The sequence below is a fragment of the Martelella mangrovi genome (genome assembly GCF_040545495.1).
GTDB lineage: Bacteria > Pseudomonadota > Alphaproteobacteria > Rhizobiales > Rhizobiaceae > Martelella > Martelella mangrovi.
Map to the genome: position 1 here is coordinate 181,890 of NZ_JBEPLY010000007.1, position 15,320 is coordinate 197,209.

The following is a 15,320-nucleotide window of genomic DNA, read 5'->3' on the forward strand; positions in this document are numbered from 1 at the left end:
GAATATGTCCAATCAGCTTCGTTTTTTTTAATATAAATGAGACAGCGCTGTCTGTCTCTATGGCGCGGGAGGTTAGATTGGGAAAGATTCCAGCCATAGTCGTCATGGGAGTTTCAGGATGTGGCAAGTCCAGTGTCGGGCAGGCCATTGCTGATGAAATCCATGGAGAACTGATTGAGGGAGATGCCTATCATCCCCCTGAAAATATCCGCAAGATGAGTGAAGGGCACCCGCTTGACGATTCCGATCGTCAGGGATGGCTTGAGCGCCTGGCGGATCTGCTTGCCGAAGGCGTCGCTGGCGAAAAAGTACCTGTTCTGGCCTGTAGCGCGCTGAAGAAATCCTATCGAGACATACTGCGGTCCAAGGTGTCCGGCGTTGCCTTCGTGTTTCTGGATTTGCCGCATGATGTCGCCAAGGACCGGGTTGCCAACAGGCCTGGTCATTTCATGCCTGCCAGTCTCATCGACAGCCAGTTCGATACGCTCGAGCGTCCCGACGCGGAAGCGGGTGTCTTCGTGGCCGACGCAACGCTGCCGATCAGCACCATCGCGGAGAATGCCGTTTCATGGTGGATGACCAGTGGTTCCGATAACGAAAAAGATGGAGAAGGCCGGTGAATTTCCGGCCTGATCTTCTGTCGCTGTTCGGTGAATTTTTGTATCGGAACGGGGTAGCGCTGTCTCAAATTACAGTGCGCAGGGCAGTGGAAACTCGGTTGCACACACAGGCAACCCGTTCCTCCGGGACATTTCGAGGAGTGTAAAATGTTCGGACTTTCAACACAGACCTATCTGCTGATAGATGCCGCGGTCGCTATTGTCGGCCTTGTCATCCTGATTACCAACTTCAAGTTTCATCCTTTCGTCGCTCTCATCATCGCTTCGCTGTTTCTCGGTCTCACCTCCGGCATGGCCGTCGGCGAGGTTGTCGGGGACTTCGAAACAGGTTTTGGCGGCGTTCTCGGTTTCGTCGGCATCGTGCTCGGGCTCGGGACCATGCTCGGCAAGCTGATGGCCGAATCAGGCGGGGCGGACCAGATCGCCCAGACGCTGATCAGGGCGTTCGGCCGCGAAAGAGTGCATTGGGCCATGGTGGTTGCCGCTTTTCTTGTCGGCATTCCGCTGTTCTTCGAGATCGGTTTCGTGTTGCTGATCCCGCTCGTCTACATCGTGGCGCGGCGTTCGGGCGTTTCGATCGTCAAGGTCGGTATTCCGCTTCTCGCCGGACTGTCCACCGTGCACGGTCTTGTTCCCCCGCATCCGGGACCGCTGGCGGCCATCGGCATTTTTGACGCCGATATCGGCAAGACCATCTTCTACGGTCTGATTGTCGGTATTCCGACGGCAATCATTGCCGGTCCGATCTTCGGCTCGTTCATCTCCCGCTACGTACCGGGTGAGGCATCGCCTGATCTGGAAGCGCAGTTTGTTCGCGATATCGACCCTGAAAACCTGCCGAGTTTTTCGGTCACGCTCGTAACCGTGCTTCTGCCGGTCGTGCTGATGCTGATGAAGGCTCTGGCCGATGTCGCCTTGCCGGAAACAAGCCTGCTTTATGTCTGGATGGACTTCATCGGTAACCCGGTGACTGCGCTGCTTCTGGCCCTGTTGCTCGGCACCTACACATTTGGCTACGCCCGTGGGTTCGACCATCAGAAGGTTCTGGACCTGCTGGCGGACAGCCTTCTGCCTGTTGCCTCCATCCTGCTCATTGTTGGTGCCGGTGGCGGCTTCAAGCAGATGCTGATTTCGAGCGGCGTCGGTGATGTCATCGGTAATCTTGCCGTTCAGGCTCAGATCAACCCGATCCTGCTGGCCTGGCTGGTTGCCGCCGTTGTGCGTGTTGCCACCGGTTCGGCAACCGTTGCGACGATCACGGGTGCGGGCATTGTTGCTCCTGTCGTCACCCTTATTCCCGGCGTCAATCGCGAACTGCTGGTGCTGGCCGTCGGTGCGGGCTCGGTCGTTCTGTCGCACGTCAATGATGCGGGCTTCTGGCTGGTCAAGCAGTATTTCAACATGAGTGTCGGCGAAACCTTCAAGACATGGACGGCAATGGAAACCATCCTCTCGGTTACCGCGCTTGTCTTTGTCATGCTGTTGTCGCTCGCCGTCTAAGGCACTCAACGCATACGCTGTCAGATGACGCCCGGGTTCGCGCCCGGGCGTCAGATTATTGACAAACCCCGCAAGCAATCACGCGGTTTTGCCTCCTTCCCCGGCCGTCATTCCGGCCTTGAGCCGGAATCCATTCAGCGCAAGTCCTTGCGCGCAAAGACTCTTTCTGAAAGCGCAGAACAAGCGGCCCTGGATACCGGCTCAAGGCCGGTATGACGAAAAAACTTGGGAATAGCTTTGTCAGCAGTCTGACGCCCGGGTTCGCGCCCGGGCGTTTTCGTTTCATGGACACGCCAGGATCTCTGGAGCGAGTTGTTTTGAGAAATCGCAGAAAAAAGTGAACTATTCGGCGCTTCGGTGCGTTATCAGGGCAAACAGAGGAGTTAACAATGTATGAATTCCTGCCTCTCATTGCTTTTCAGAGTGTTTTCGTGGCTGCCGGCCTGACTATTCTTTACCGCATCATCGGCGGCCGAATTTCGCCCGTGCCTGATCAGGTCCGAGAGCGTTCGCCTCGCGGCTGATCGCGTTCTCCGGCCGTTGCGTATGCGTCGTCAGTCGAAAGTGTGCGGTTCGTCGCGTGTGGTTGTCAGGCGTGTGGCCTCGCTATCGCCGAGAATGGCGCGGCTATAGGAAAACGTTCCTGCGTTCATCACTTCGTCGGCTGCGGCTTTCAGGCCGGAAAGAGCCGCCCGTGCGAAGGAGCCGCCGACGCTGATGCGTTTGACGCCCGCATGCGACAGATCTGCGACGGAAAACAATGGGCCCTGGAGGCCCATGACCACGTTGACAGGTCGCGAAACGGAACTGCAGACAGTCCTGATCGCCTGAAGGTCGGGTAGTCCCGGCGCGTAAAGCACATCTGCGCCGGCTTCCTCGAAAGCCTGCAGCCTCCTGATTGTGTCGGCAAGATCGGGGCGGCCCCACAGAAAGTTTTCAGAACGCGCTGTCAGAAGAAAGGGAGCCTTGCCCGCAGCTTCCGCTGCCGCTCTGACGCGCTCGACCGCAGCGTCAAAAGCATAGATCGGGTCGTCGGCATCGCCTGATGCGTCTTCGATCGAGCCTCCGACAAGCCCTGTTTCAACAGCCCTCCTTACCGTCTCCGCACAGTCTTCCGGTGAAGCGCCGAAGCCGTTTTCCAGATCAGCCGATACCGGCAGATCGGTGGCCGCGACAATAGCGCTGGCGTTGGCTAGAACCTCGCCCCGTGTCAGTGCGGCGGCGGAATTGCGTTTGCCGATGGAAAAGGCAAGGCCGGCACTGGTGGTCGCCAGCGCCTTGAAGCCCAGATTGGCCAGCAGCCTTGCGCTTCCGGCGTCCCATGGGTTCGGTATCACGAATGCGCCGTCTGCTTCGTGCAAGGCTTTGAATGCCCTATACTTCACCTGTTGACTGACCATGCCGTCACCTTTTCGAAAGGAACATAAAGAGAACAAATATTGAATATTCCGCGGACCGGGAAGTCCGACGGGGTGTTCTCCACAGGAATGAACAAAGACGCGGCTGACGCGTTGCCTGAACAACACGGAGAACAGAATGGATTTCGAAAACCTGTCGCTCGTCTGGCTGATGGCGATCTTTGCCGGTGCCGGTGTGGTCATCCTCGCATGTGGTGTCAGGATTACCGATGTTGCCGACCGCATCGCCGATCGCACGGGGCTTGGCGAGGCGCTGATCGGTGGCCTGCTGCTTGGCGCTGCAACCTCGCTGTCCGGCACGGTGGTCTCGATTACCACCGCGTTCGAAGGGCGCGCCTCGCTCAGCTTTTCCAATGCCGTCGGCGGTATTGCCGCGCAGACGGCATTTCTGGCGCTGGCTGATATCATCTATCGCCGCGTCAATCTGGAGCATGCGGCGGCCGATCTCTCCAATCTGTTTCAGGGCGCGCTTCTGGTGCTGCTGCTTTCAATCCCGTTGATCGCCTATGTCGCACCCGATGTTTCTGTTCTGGCGGTCAGCCCGTTTTCCATCATTCTGTTTGCAATCTATATTGCCGGCGTCGTGGCGTCCAAACGGGTGCGCGACGACCCGATGTGGCGGCCGGTCGGCACCCGTGAAACCCGGACCGACACGCCGGATGAGGATCAGCAGACGGCCCGTGGCAATGTCACGATCTTTGCCGTGTTTGCCACGCTGATGCTGCTGATGGGGCTTGCGGGCTACGCCATTTCGGGCGTGGCCGGCGTGATGACCGACCGCTACGGGCTTTCCGCCTCGCTGGTTGGTGCGCTGATGACGGCGGTGGTGACATCGTTGCCGGAGCTTGTGACCACGCTGGCCGCTGTCCGGCGCGGGGCGCTGCAGCTTGCCGTCGGCGGCATTATCGGCGGCAACACATTCGATACCCTGTTCCTGACGCTCTCCGATATCGCCTATCGTGACGGCTCGCTCTATCATGCGATCACCAGGGATGACCTGATCTGGCTTTCGGTTGGCCTGTCGGCCACCGCCATCCTGCTTCTGGGTCTGATCGTGCGCCAGAAGGCCGGTCCGGGACGGATCGGTTTTGAAAGTGCGGGCATTTTGCTGCTCTATGCCGGCGCTGTTGCCATAACGGCTTCTTGAAAACGAACGGGCTTGTCTGCCGTATCAAACCGGTTATCGTTCAAAACGAACCGTATGGTTCGATATCAAGCGGGGTTATCCATGTTGCTGGTCCATTATCTTGAAGATTCGCGTGCCCATCGCATTGTCTGGCTGCTGGAAGAGCTGGGCGTTGAATATGAAGTCAAATCCTACAAGCGGGCCGCCGACATGAGTGCGCCGGAAAGCCTCAAGGAACTGCATCCGCTTGGAAAGTCGCCGGTGATCGAGGATGACGGCGTCATCATTGCCGAAAGTGCGGCCATCGTTGAATATCTGATCGACAAATATGGTGCCGGCAGCGGTTTGCGGCCTGCGCCGGGAACCGATGCGACGCTGCGCTATCGCTACTGGCTGCATTATTCGGAAGGTTCGGCCATGCCGATCCTGGTGATGAAACTCGTTTTCCAGAAGATCCCGGAGCAGGGGCCGAATCTTTTGCGTCCGCTGCTGAACGCGATCTCCAAAGGCGTGATGGGCAGGCTCACCGATCCGCAGCTGAAGACCCATGGCGCCTTTTGGGAAGAAGAACTGCAGCGCGACGGCTGGTTTGCAGGCCCGGACTTTACCGCCGCCGACATCATGATGAGCTTTCCCGTGGAAGTGGGGATGGAACGTATCCCCTTCGACCAGCGCCCGCAGGCATTGCTCGATTATCTGATCGCCATCCATGCCCGCCCGGCCTATCGTCAGGCGCTCCAGCGTGGTGGCGCCTATCGCTACGGCGGCAATCCGATTTCGTGACACTGAAGCCCGCAAGGGCGACCTATTTGTACATCCCGTCGCGCAGATTGATGCCATGCTCGATGTAGACGCGGAGCGCGCAGAGCATTTGTTCCCAGCCCGCGCAATTGATGTAGGACGCTTTCAGTCCGCCTGCGGTTTCGCGCCAGCCTTCCTCTGTGATGGTCACCAGCGTGCGGGCATTGTCGTCGATCGGCGAAAAGGTCATCGTCACCGTGGTGTCGTAGCCTGCGTCCTTGCCGTTTTCGCTCGCTTCCCAGTTCAGCACGATCTTGCGGTTTTCCTCGACCTCGCGCACGCGGACGGGACAGGCGCCGGGAAAGTCGTGGAAGTTCCAGGTCACTGTCGCGCCCGGCGCTATCCGTTCCGACGCGCCGCCGGTGGTGAAATAGCCCGACAGTTTTTTCGGATCGACGACGGCATCGAAGACCTCCTCGACAGGCTTTGAGACATGGGTCGATACCCTGAATTTGAGTTCCATGGCATTTCCTCCTTGCTGTGCGGTTAATCATGTTATAAAAAGACAACATGTCAAGCAGAAGCAAAGATGATCTTGTTTTCAAAGCGCTTTCCGCTCCGTTGCGGCGTGAGATCCTGGACCTTTTGAAAGATGATCCGAAAACGACGGGAGCCGTGTGTGCCGCCTTTCCCGCTTTTGATCGCTGCACGGTGATGCAGCATCTGGGCGTGCTGGCGGATGCCGATCTGGTGATCGTCCAACGCGAGGGCAGGGAACGCTGGAACCATCTTAATCCCCTGCCGATCAAGGCGATCCATGATCGCTGGATCGGTGATTATGCCGCCCTGGCGGTCGAGAAGCTGGCGCGGCTGAAACATGATCTGGAAATGCCGGGCGATGAGCCAGCCCCGGATGCCGGCCAGGACAAGGGTGGTCACGGACGTTAAAAGCGGCTAATGAGGCTTGCCGCCCGGGCCCCGCTATTGTCTGGCCCCGGCGTGTCAGCCTCTGGTGAAATCATGTCTGTCACAATGCCTCCTGCAGCCGCAGCCGGTCATTCGTGGTTGTCCCATTTCCGGGAAACCTTTGCTCTTGGAATTCCGCTCATCGGTGCCCAGCTTGCCCAGCAGGGCATCAATGCCACCGATATCTTCATTCTCGGTCAGCTGAGCGCGGTCGATCTGGCCGCCACGGTTCTGGCGACGCAGTATTTCTTCACGATCTTCATCTTCGGCGCCGGCCTTTCAATCGCCGTCATCCCGATGGTAGCCCAGGCCTACAGCCGCGGCGACGAAGTGGCGGTCAGGCGCTCCATGCGCATGGGCATGTGGGCGTCGATCCTGTTTGCGGTGATCATGATGCCGCTGTTCCTGTGGTCGCGGCCGATCCTGCTGGCCATGGGGCAGGAGGCGGATGTCGCGCAGAAGGCTGCGCAGTATCTGCATATCGTCGGTTTTGCGCTGTTTCCGGCACTGCTGTTTTATGTGCTGCGCTCGCTGGTCAGCGCCACCGGGCGCGCCAGCATCGTGCTGTGGGTCACCGTGGCCATGCTGGTGCTCAATGCCCTGCTGGCCTATGCGCTGGTGCTTGGCCATTTCGGGCTGCCGCAATTCGGCATTCGCGGTGCGGCGGTCGCTGCCTTTCTGGTTCAGCTTTTCGGATTTCTGTTTCTCGCCGTCTATATCGAGCGCGATCCGGAACTGAGACGCTACGAATTGTTCGTGCGCTTCTGGAAACCGGACTGGCCGGCCTTTGGCGAGGTGGTGATGCTTGGCCTGCCGATCGGCATCGGCGTGCTGGCTGAAGTCTCGATGTTCACCGCTTCCTCTGTGCTGATGGGCCAGTTCGGCGCTGTGCCGCTGGCCGCCCATGGCATCGCCATTCAGCTGTCCTCGATCACTTTCATGGTGCCGCTCGGCCTGTCGCAGGCTGGCACGGTGCGCGTCGGCCTGTTTCACGGTGCCGGCGACCGGGCCAATGTCATCCGTGCCTCGGTGACGGTTTTGGTGGTGGCGATCGGCTTTGCCGCTGCAAGCGGGCTGGCCTTTGCGCTGGCGCCGCAGGCACTGTCATCGCTGTTCATCGATGTCACGCTGCCGGAGGCCGGGGCGGTGATTGCCTATGCCGCGCCGCTGATCATCATTGCCGCCCTGTTCCAGCTGCTCGACAGCGCCCAGGCGATCATGAACGGGTTGCTGCGCGGGCTGAAGGATACGCGCATTCCCATGGTGCTGGTGCTGTTGGCCTATTGGGGGCTGGGCTTGCCTCTGGCCTGGCTGCTTGGCTTCGTCTTCTCTCTGAAAGGCATCGGCATCTGGATCGGTTTCCTTTGCGGTCTGGGGGCCGCTGCGATCATGCTCAGCATCCGCTACTGGAAAATGTTGCAAAAGGAGAAAAGCTGAAAAGCTTTTGCCTTTCGTTTCGGTTTGCGAGAGAGCATTCTGCCGGAGATGGGCCCATCGGGGCTGCATCTTCAGGCAAGGGGAGCGGGTATGCGCAACGATATCATCTTCGGGGCGGTTCTGCCCTGGTTGACCTATCTTCTGGCCAGGCACTACGATTATTCCACGGTGCACGCGCTGGCGCTCGGCTCGGTGTTTCCGATCGGGGTGATCGTGGTCGCCTATGTCAGGAGCAACCGGCTGGCGGCCATCGGCGTCATCACGCTGGCGGCAACGCTTGCCGCGCTGGCGGGCAGTCTGTATTTCGACAGCCCCTATCTGGCGCTGTTGAAGACCTCGCTGATCACCGGCTTCATCGGTCTGGTGTTTGCCGCTTCGCTGCTGATGCCGCGCCCGCTGGTCTTTCACTTTGCGAGCGAAGGCGATGCGGAGGAGCGCAAACGCCTGAACCGGCTTTATGCGGCTTCTGCGGATTATCGCGCCCTGATGCGCCGGATGACACTGGCCTGGGCGGTGGTTCTGATTGCCGAGGCCGCCGTCAGGGCTGCGATCATTCCACTGATGCCGGTCAGTGTGTTTCTTTTGGTTTCGGAAGTGATGTGGATTGCGGTCTTCGCGCTGATGATGACCTGGAGCTGGCGTTACGGCACGGCCAAGGGCAATGCGATTGCGGAGGCCGAAGCGGCGCGCGAGCGGCACAGCTATGCTCGCCATCCACGCAAAAAGGGGCCGCATCGCGCAGCCCCTTGATGGCATTTCTTATAAAAGTGCGTTCAGGCGCGCTCTTCCAGCAGCGCCTCACCCTTGTTCTCGCGCACCAGATTGATGAAGCGGCGGAACAGGTAGTGGCTGTCCTGCGGGCCGGGGGAGGCCTCGGGGTGATGCTGGACGGAAAATACCGGCTTGCCGGCAAGCGAAATGCCGCAATTGGAACCGTCGAACAGCGAGACATGGGTTTCGCTGACACCCTCCGGCAGTGAAGCCGAATCAACCGCAAAGCCGTGGTTCATCGAAACGATCTCGACCTTGCCGGTGGTGAAGTCCTTCACCGGATGGTTGGCGCCGTGATGGCCCTGATGCATCTTGACGGTTTTGCCGCCAAGCGCCAGCGCCAGCATCTGATGACCGAGGCAGATGCCGAACACCGGCAGGCCGCTGTCGATCAGCGCGCGAATCACCGGCACGGCATATTCGCCGGTCGCTGCCGGGTCGCCCGGTCCGTTGGACAGGAACACGCCGTCGGGCGACAGCGCCAGAATATCTTCCGCCGATGTCTTCGCCGGAACCACGGTGACCTTGCAGGAAAGGCCGGCAAACAGCCGCAGGATATTGCGCTTCACACCGTAATCGACACAGACGATGTGGTATTTGGCATCCGCCTCGTCGAGCGCGCCATAGCCTTCGTTCCAGCCCCAGGGCGTCTCGTTCCATCTGGAAGACTGGCCGGAGGTGGCGACAACGGCAAGGTCGAGCCCTTCGAGACCGCCCCAGGCCTTGGCTTCAGCCTTCAGCGCATCAAGGTCGAAATTGCCGTCCGGATCGTGGGCAATCACCGCGTTGGGCGCGCCATGCTCGCGGATCCAGGCGGTCAGCGCGCGGGTGTCGATGCCGGAAAGGCCGATGATGCCGCGGGCCTTCAGCCATGCATCGAGATGGCCGGCCGAACGATAATTCGACGGCTGGGTGATGTCGGCCCTGAAGATCGTGCCCACTGCGCCGCGGCGCGCGGCCGGCGTCAGGTCTTCGATATCCTCGTCATTGGCGCCGATATTGCCGATATGCGGGAAAGTGAAGGTCACGATCTGTCCAAGATAGGACGGATCGGTGAGAATTTCCTGATAGCCGGTGAGCGCGGTGTTGAAGCAGACTTCGGCCTGCACATGGCCCGTGGCACCGATACCCTTGCCGAAAATCGTCGTGCCGTCGACCAGCACCAGAACGGCCGTCGGCTTTTCCTTGATCCATGCGGAGGAGGTCGTCATCATAATCCTTATCGTGTTCCTCGACGGTGTGAAGCCGATTGAACAAGGCCTGCATTGCACTATATATTGCCCGCACGAACGGGTTCACTCTTTCGGACCGGTCTTTAACCGGATGACAGAGACAAGGGCAGACCTTATTTTGATGCGGTCGCGGGAAAATAGTCAAACGCTGCTTGCGGGTCAATTGCTCTCGGTGCAGACTTGTGGCATCTGGTCAAATTATATGACGAACCCGTTTTTTAATTTGATTGCAGCCCACGATTTCGGTAAACGCCGCCGCTTGTCGGCATGTGTCGGCAGTGGTTTTTAAAACTGGCGTTGCCAGGAGTAGCTTCATGTTGCGCGATCAACTCGCCCTTGCACTCAAAGAAAGCTCGAAAGCGGATGAGCCTGTCCGTTTTTGCACGCTGCGGCTGGTTCATGCCGCCATCAAGGATCGTGATCTTGCCCACCGTGCGAGCGGGAAAGACCCCGTCAGTGACGATGATATCGGCCAGATCCTGCTGAAAATGCTCAAGCAGCGCAAGGAATCCTCCCGTCTCTACGAGGAGAAGGGCCGTCACGACCTTGCCGCCCAGGAGCGTCAGGAAATGGCGGTGATCCGGGAATTTCTGCCTGCTCAGCTGCCCGAGGAAAAGATTCGCGAGGTCTGCGCCTCCGTTGTCGAGGAGACCGGCGCGCAGGGCTTGCGCGATATGGGCAAGTGCATCGAGACGCTGAAGGACCGCTATTCCGGCCAGATGGATTTTTCCAAGGCCTCCGGCGTCGTCAAGGAAATGCTGAAATAACAACCCTGCGCCAAGGCTGTGGATAACTCCGTGGATATGGGGGATAATCTGTGCCGATGGCGCTGGATGATTGCGGGAGGCCGTAAGGTGAGCGTCCCGCCGGCCGGCTGCTTCGCCCGGCACAAACGAGGGCTTTATGCGCTTTCCGTCGTCATTTCTGGATGAAATTCGTGACCGTGTGCCGATTTCGGCTGTTATCGGCCAGCGGGTGACGTGGGACCGCAAGAAGACCAATGTGACGCGCGCCGACTACTGGGCCTGCTGCCCGTTCCACGGCGAAAAATCCCCGAGCTTTCACTGCGAGGACCGCAAGGGCCGCTATCATTGCTTCGGCTGCGGGGTTTCCGGCGATCATTTCCGCTTTCTCACCGATCTCGACGGCATGAGCTTTCCCGAGGCGGTGCAGCGGATTGCAGACATGGCCGGTGTTCCGATGCCGGCAATGGATCCGCAGGCCGAAAAGCGCGAGGAAAAGCGCCGCACGCTGATCGATGTGATGGAATTGGCGGCAAGCTTCTTTCAGGACCGGTTGCAGACAAGCGAGGGGGCGAAGGCCAGGGCGTATTTGCGCGAAAGAGGTCTTTCCGCCCGCACCATTGATACGTTCAGGCTTGGCTATGCGCCGGAGAGCCGCAACGCGCTGAAGGAATTTCTGGCCTCCAAAGGCGTGGAGAAGCAGGAGATCGAGGCTTGCGGCCTCGTTGTCCATGGTCCCGATATCGCGGTCTCCTACGATCGCTTCCGCGATCGGATCATGTTTCCGATCCTGTCATCGCGCGAAAAGGTGATTGCGTTCGGCGGCCGCGCCATGCGCCCCGATGCGCTGGCCAAATATCTGAATTCCAACGAGACCGAGCTGTTTCACAAGGGCAATGTGCTGTTCAATTTCGCCCGTGCGCGCCGTGCGCTGTCGGGGGCGGATGGCGCCGGCACGGTGATTGCCGTTGAAGGCTATATGGACGTCATCGCGCTCAGCCAGGCCGGTGTCGAAAACGCAGTGGCCCCGCTCGGCACGGCGCTGACGGAAAACCAGCTTCAGCTTCTCTGGCGCATGACCAGCGAACCGGTGCTGTGTTTTGACGGCGACAGCGCGGGCCAGCGCGCCGCCGAGCGCGCGGCCGGTGTTGCGCTGCCGCTTTTGAAGCCGGGGCACTCCCTGAAATTTGCCTATCTGCCGGAGGGCAAGGACCCCGACGACCTGGTGCGCGAGGGCGGGCGGCAGGCCTTTGACCAGATACTGCGGCAGGCAAGGCCGCTTGCCGATACGGTGTTCGAGCGCGAGGTCGGCAATGACGACAACGCAACGCCCGAACGGCGGGCGGCGATCGAGGCCAGAATCAACACGCTGGTGCAGACCATCGGCGATGAGAATGTGCGCCGGCATTACCAGCAGGATTTCCGCAATCGCCTGTTTCAGCGTTTTCGCGGTGGCGGTTCGCGCGGCGGCGGCAATTTCAGGCCGAAACAGGGGCAGGGCAGGGGCTATGGCGCGCAGCAGGCCGGTGGCTTTTCCGCCTCCGAACGGCTTTCGCGCTCGCCGCTTGCAAGCTTTCGTCCGGTGGGCGCTTCGCTGTCGTTTCGCGAATGTCAGCTGGTGTTCTGCCTTCTGACCCATCCCGAACTAGCCCGGGAAGATTTTGACAGCATTGCCTCGCTTTCCTTCGATGCAGCGGAAATGCGGGCGCTGTGGCCTGTTTTTCTGGCCGAGGCATCGCGCCCTGACGCCGGCCGGGAGCGTATTCGCCAAAAGCTCGAGGATGCAGGGTTCGGGCCGCTGGTTCAGCAGCTGCAGAGCCATGTCAGCCGCAATGTCAGCTGGATTGCCGGGCCGGATACCGCCCTTGAGGATGTGCGCGAGGTCTATCGCCAGGCGCTTTCGCTCCACAACCGCGCCCGCTCGCTTGCCCGCCAGAAGGGCGATCTTGAGCGCGAGATTGGCGAGGCGACGGAGGAGGGCAATCTGGCGCTTCTCGAGGAGCTGATGCCGGCGCTGGTTTCGGTGCAGAACGAAATCAACCGAATTGATAATCAGGAGGCCGAAATCGACGGTTTCGGGCTGATGTCGGGGCGTGCCGGGCGGTCCGGTGCTGCGGGATAAGGATATCGGGACGGCAAACCTTGCAGGATTCGGATTGATGTGGGTGGCCGGTACTTGTATTTCTTTAACTTCGTTCTAAATGTACTCTCGCGGGTCGTCAGAAAGGCTGCATCGGTCCGGACATCGATAGAAGCGTCACACGGGTGGCTTTTGAAGCGATTTTAGGATATGAAATCGCGCGATCCTCGAATTGGCGCTTGACGGATGGCGAAAATCTGGGAATCACCAGTTTGAATGGCACAACGCAGCGCAATTTCATGATCTGGACAGTGTTCACCCGGGGTGACAGGCTCCGCGGCGGTGAATTCTGTCCTGTTCATGGTTGAAGTTTTGAAAGCCGGCTGGGGCGGTCCCCATAAAGGGTCCTTAATCATTTGCCGGTATTGCCGCTGTGGAATTACGGCATAAGCGTCAGGGAAACAAAATCTATGGCAACAAAAGTCAAGGAAAACGAAGAAGCCGAAACCGAACGCGAAGGCGGAACCGACGGCCCTCTTCTGGACCTTTCCGATGATGCCGTCAAGAAGATGATCAAGGCCGCCAAGAAGCGCGGTTTTGTGACCATGGACGAGCTGAATTCCGTTCTGCCTTCCTCCGAAGTGACCTCCGAGCAGATCGAGGACACGATGGCGATGCTGTCCGATATGGGCATCAACGTGATTGAGGACGAGGAGGAGATGGAGCAGGACAACGACAGCGGTAACAGCTCCGGTGACGGCAGCGCGGCTGAAAGCGAAAGCACGGAAGTGGCGACGGCCACGGGCACCGCAGTTGCAGCCACCAAGAAGAAAGAGCCGACCGACCGGACGGATGATCCCGTGCGCATGTATCTGCGCGAGATGGGCTCCGTCGAGCTTCTGTCGCGCGAAGGCGAAATCGCCATTGCGAAACGCATCGAATCCGGCCGCGAGACGATGATCGCAGGGCTTTGCGAAAGCCCGCTGACCTTCCAGGCGCTGATCATCTGGCGTGATGAGCTGAACGAGGGCACCACGCTTCTGCGCGAGATCATCGATCTGGAAACCACCTATTCCGGTCCCGAGGCCAAGGCTGCACCGCAGTTCCAGAGCCCGGAAAAGATTGAGGCCGACCGCAAGAAGGCCGAGGAAAAGGAACAGGCGCGCAAGAAACGCTCCGACGACGTCACCGATGTCGGCGGCGAGGGCGTGCAGCCCGAAGAAGAAGACGAAGAGGATGACGAATCCAACCTGTCTCTTGCCGCCATGGAGGCCGAGCTTCGCCCGCAGGTGATGGACACGCTCGACCTGATCGCCGAAACCTATGTGAAGCTGCGCAAATTGCAGGACCAGCAGGTGGAGGCCCGTCTTGCCGCCACCGGCACGCTGACCAATGCCCAGGAGCGCCGCTACAGGGAACTGAAGGACGGGCTGATCACGGCTGTGAAGTCGCTGTCGCTCAACCAGAACCGTATCGATCTTCTGGTCGAACAGCTTTACGACATCAACAAGCGTCTCGTTGAAAACGAGGGCAAGCTGCTGCGCAAGGCGACCCATCGTGGCGTTGCGCGTGATGACTTCCTGCAGCACTATCACGGCGCAGAACTTGATCCGAACTGGATGAAGTCGATCGGCAATCTCTCCGGCAAGGGCTGGAAGGAATTCGCCAGCCGTGACGGCGACGATATCCGGGCTCTGAGGTCCGAGATCCAGAGCCTTGCCACCGAAACCGGTATTTCGATTGCCGAGTTCCGCCGCATCGTGCACATGGTCAAGAAGGGCGAACGCGAAGCCCGGATCGCCAAGAAGGAGATGGTCGAGGCCAATCTGCGACTGGTGATCTCGATTGCCAAGAAATACACCAATCGCGGTCTGCAGTTCCTCGATCTCATTCAGGAAGGCAATATCGGACTGATGAAGGCGGTCGACAAGTTCGAATACCGCCGCGGTTACAAGTTCTCGACCTATGCGACATGGTGGATCCGGCAGGCGATTACCCGTTCGATCGCCGACCAGGCCCGTACGATCCGCATTCCGGTGCACATGATCGAGACGATCAACAAGATCGTGCGCACCTCGCGCCAGATGCTGCATGAGATCGGCCGCGAACCGACGCCGGAAGAGCTTTCCGAAAAGCTGTCCATGCCGCTTGAAAAGGTCCGCAAGGTGCTGAAGATCGCCAAGGAGCCGATCTCGCTCGAAACGCCTGTGGGCGACGAGGAAGATTCGCATCTGGGAGATTTCATCGAGGACAAGAACGCGCTTCTGCCGATCGATGCCGCCATTCAGGCGAACCTGCGTGAGACCACCACCCGTGTTCTCGCCTCGCTGACCCCGCGTGAAGAACGCGTGCTGCGCATGCGCTTCGGTATCGGCATGAACACCGACCACACGCTGGAAGAGGTCGGTCAGCAGTTCTCGGTGACCCGCGAACGTATCCGCCAGATCGAGGCCAAGGCGCTTCGCAAGCTGAAGCACCCGAGCCGCAGCCGCAAGCTGCGCTCGTTCCTGGATAGCTGATTACGCGTGAAAATACGAAATTCTATGAAAACCCGGTCGACAGGCCGGGTTTTCGTTTGTTGACACCTCCGCTGAGAACGGCGGTGCAAAAGTCGGCCACGGAAGCGGCGGAATAGACCGTCCGCGGGCGGAGTAAAATCCGTCCACCTATCTTCCTTCTGCAATGA

14 protein-coding genes are annotated in these 15,320 nt (G+C 59.5%); 11 read left to right on the top strand and 3 right to left on the bottom strand.

All coding sequences use genetic code 11. From position 1 onward, the window contains the following. The first annotated feature begins 77 nt into the window (after positions 1-77). The 3 genes from ABID12_RS12215 (at position 78) to ABID12_RS12225 (ending at position 2,644) form a co-directional block, all read left to right on the top strand. Positions 78-620, top strand: coding sequence for a gluconokinase (locus tag ABID12_RS12215; protein ID WP_354434422.1), 543 nt, complete (start codon positions 78-80; stop codon positions 618-620). A gap of 147 nt (positions 621-767) precedes the next feature. Continuing rightward, entirely contained in the window at positions 768-2,120 is a 1,353-nt protein-coding gene (locus ABID12_RS12220) for a GntP family permease (RefSeq protein ID WP_354434423.1), read from the top strand. Between the two features lie 389 nt (positions 2,121-2,509). Next, entirely contained in the window at positions 2,510-2,644 is a 135-nt protein-coding gene (locus tag ABID12_RS12225) for a hypothetical protein (RefSeq protein WP_354434424.1), read from the top strand. 30 nt (positions 2,645-2,674) lie between these two features. Here ABID12_RS12225 and ABID12_RS12230 read toward each other — a convergent pair whose 3' ends face one another. Beyond that, complete coding sequence (locus tag ABID12_RS12230) at positions 2,675-3,520, bottom strand: isocitrate lyase/PEP mutase family protein (protein ID WP_354434425.1); 846 nt, start codon at positions 3,518-3,520, stop codon at positions 2,675-2,677. A 136-nt stretch (positions 3,521-3,656) separates the two neighbouring features. On the opposite strand from ABID12_RS12230, the gene ABID12_RS12235 reads away from it, so the two are divergent. Both ABID12_RS12235 and ABID12_RS12240 read left to right on the top strand, forming a co-directional pair. Further along, positions 3,657-4,685: a sodium:calcium antiporter gene (locus ABID12_RS12235; protein WP_354434426.1), complete on the top strand. Its 1,029-nt coding sequence runs from the start codon at positions 3,657-3,659 to the stop codon at positions 4,683-4,685. An 81-nt stretch (positions 4,686-4,766) separates the two neighbouring features. After that, a complete protein-coding gene (locus ABID12_RS12240) occupies positions 4,767-5,447 on the top strand; it encodes a glutathione S-transferase (RefSeq protein WP_354434427.1) in 681 nt (226 codons plus the stop codon). 22 nt (positions 5,448-5,469) lie between these two features. Here the strand turns inward: ABID12_RS12240 and ABID12_RS12245 are convergent, their stop codons facing one another. Beyond that, positions 5,470-5,928 carry an SRPBCC family protein gene (locus tag ABID12_RS12245; RefSeq protein ID WP_354434428.1) on the bottom strand — a complete coding sequence of 153 codons (459 nt, stop codon included), beginning with the start codon at positions 5,926-5,928 and terminating at the stop codon, positions 5,470-5,472. Between the two features lie 47 nt (positions 5,929-5,975). Between ABID12_RS12245 and ABID12_RS12250 the strand changes: the two genes are divergently transcribed. The 3 genes from ABID12_RS12250 (at position 5,976) to ABID12_RS12260 (ending at position 8,558) form a co-directional block, all read left to right on the top strand. Then, on the top strand, positions 5,976-6,353 hold the full coding sequence (locus ABID12_RS12250; RefSeq protein ID WP_354434429.1) for an ArsR/SmtB family transcription factor: 378 nt from the start codon (positions 5,976-5,978) through the stop codon (positions 6,351-6,353). A gap of 72 nt (positions 6,354-6,425) precedes the next feature. Next, positions 6,426-7,808: an MATE family efflux transporter gene (locus tag ABID12_RS12255; protein ID WP_354434430.1), complete on the top strand. Its 1,383-nt coding sequence runs from the start codon at positions 6,426-6,428 to the stop codon at positions 7,806-7,808. Positions 7,809-7,898: 90 nt separating this feature from the next. Then, positions 7,899-8,558: a VC0807 family protein gene (locus ABID12_RS12260; RefSeq protein WP_354434431.1), complete on the top strand. Its 660-nt coding sequence runs from the start codon at positions 7,899-7,901 to the stop codon at positions 8,556-8,558. A 23-nt stretch (positions 8,559-8,581) separates the two neighbouring features. Here ABID12_RS12260 and carA read toward each other — a convergent pair whose 3' ends face one another. Next, positions 8,582-9,790 (bottom strand): glutamine-hydrolyzing carbamoyl-phosphate synthase small subunit, encoded by a 1,209-nt coding sequence (gene carA / locus ABID12_RS12265; RefSeq protein WP_354434432.1) that lies wholly within the window; start codon positions 9,788-9,790, stop codon positions 8,582-8,584. A gap of 335 nt (positions 9,791-10,125) precedes the next feature. On the opposite strand from carA, the gene ABID12_RS12270 reads away from it, so the two are divergent. The 3 genes from ABID12_RS12270 to rpoD all read left to right on the top strand — a co-directional run bounded on the left by ABID12_RS12270 (position 10,126) and on the right by rpoD (position 15,153). Next, complete coding sequence (locus ABID12_RS12270) at positions 10,126-10,578, top strand: GatB/YqeY domain-containing protein (RefSeq protein ID WP_106310083.1); 453 nt, start codon at positions 10,126-10,128, stop codon at positions 10,576-10,578. 136 nt (positions 10,579-10,714) lie between these two features. Beyond that, positions 10,715-12,676: a DNA primase gene (dnaG, locus tag ABID12_RS12275; protein ID WP_354434433.1), complete on the top strand. Its 1,962-nt coding sequence runs from the start codon at positions 10,715-10,717 to the stop codon at positions 12,674-12,676. 428 nt (positions 12,677-13,104) lie between these two features. Continuing rightward, complete coding sequence (gene rpoD / locus ABID12_RS12280; RefSeq protein ID WP_354434434.1) at positions 13,105-15,153, top strand: RNA polymerase sigma factor RpoD; 2,049 nt, start codon at positions 13,105-13,107, stop codon at positions 15,151-15,153. Positions 15,154-15,320: the final 167 nt, after the last annotated feature.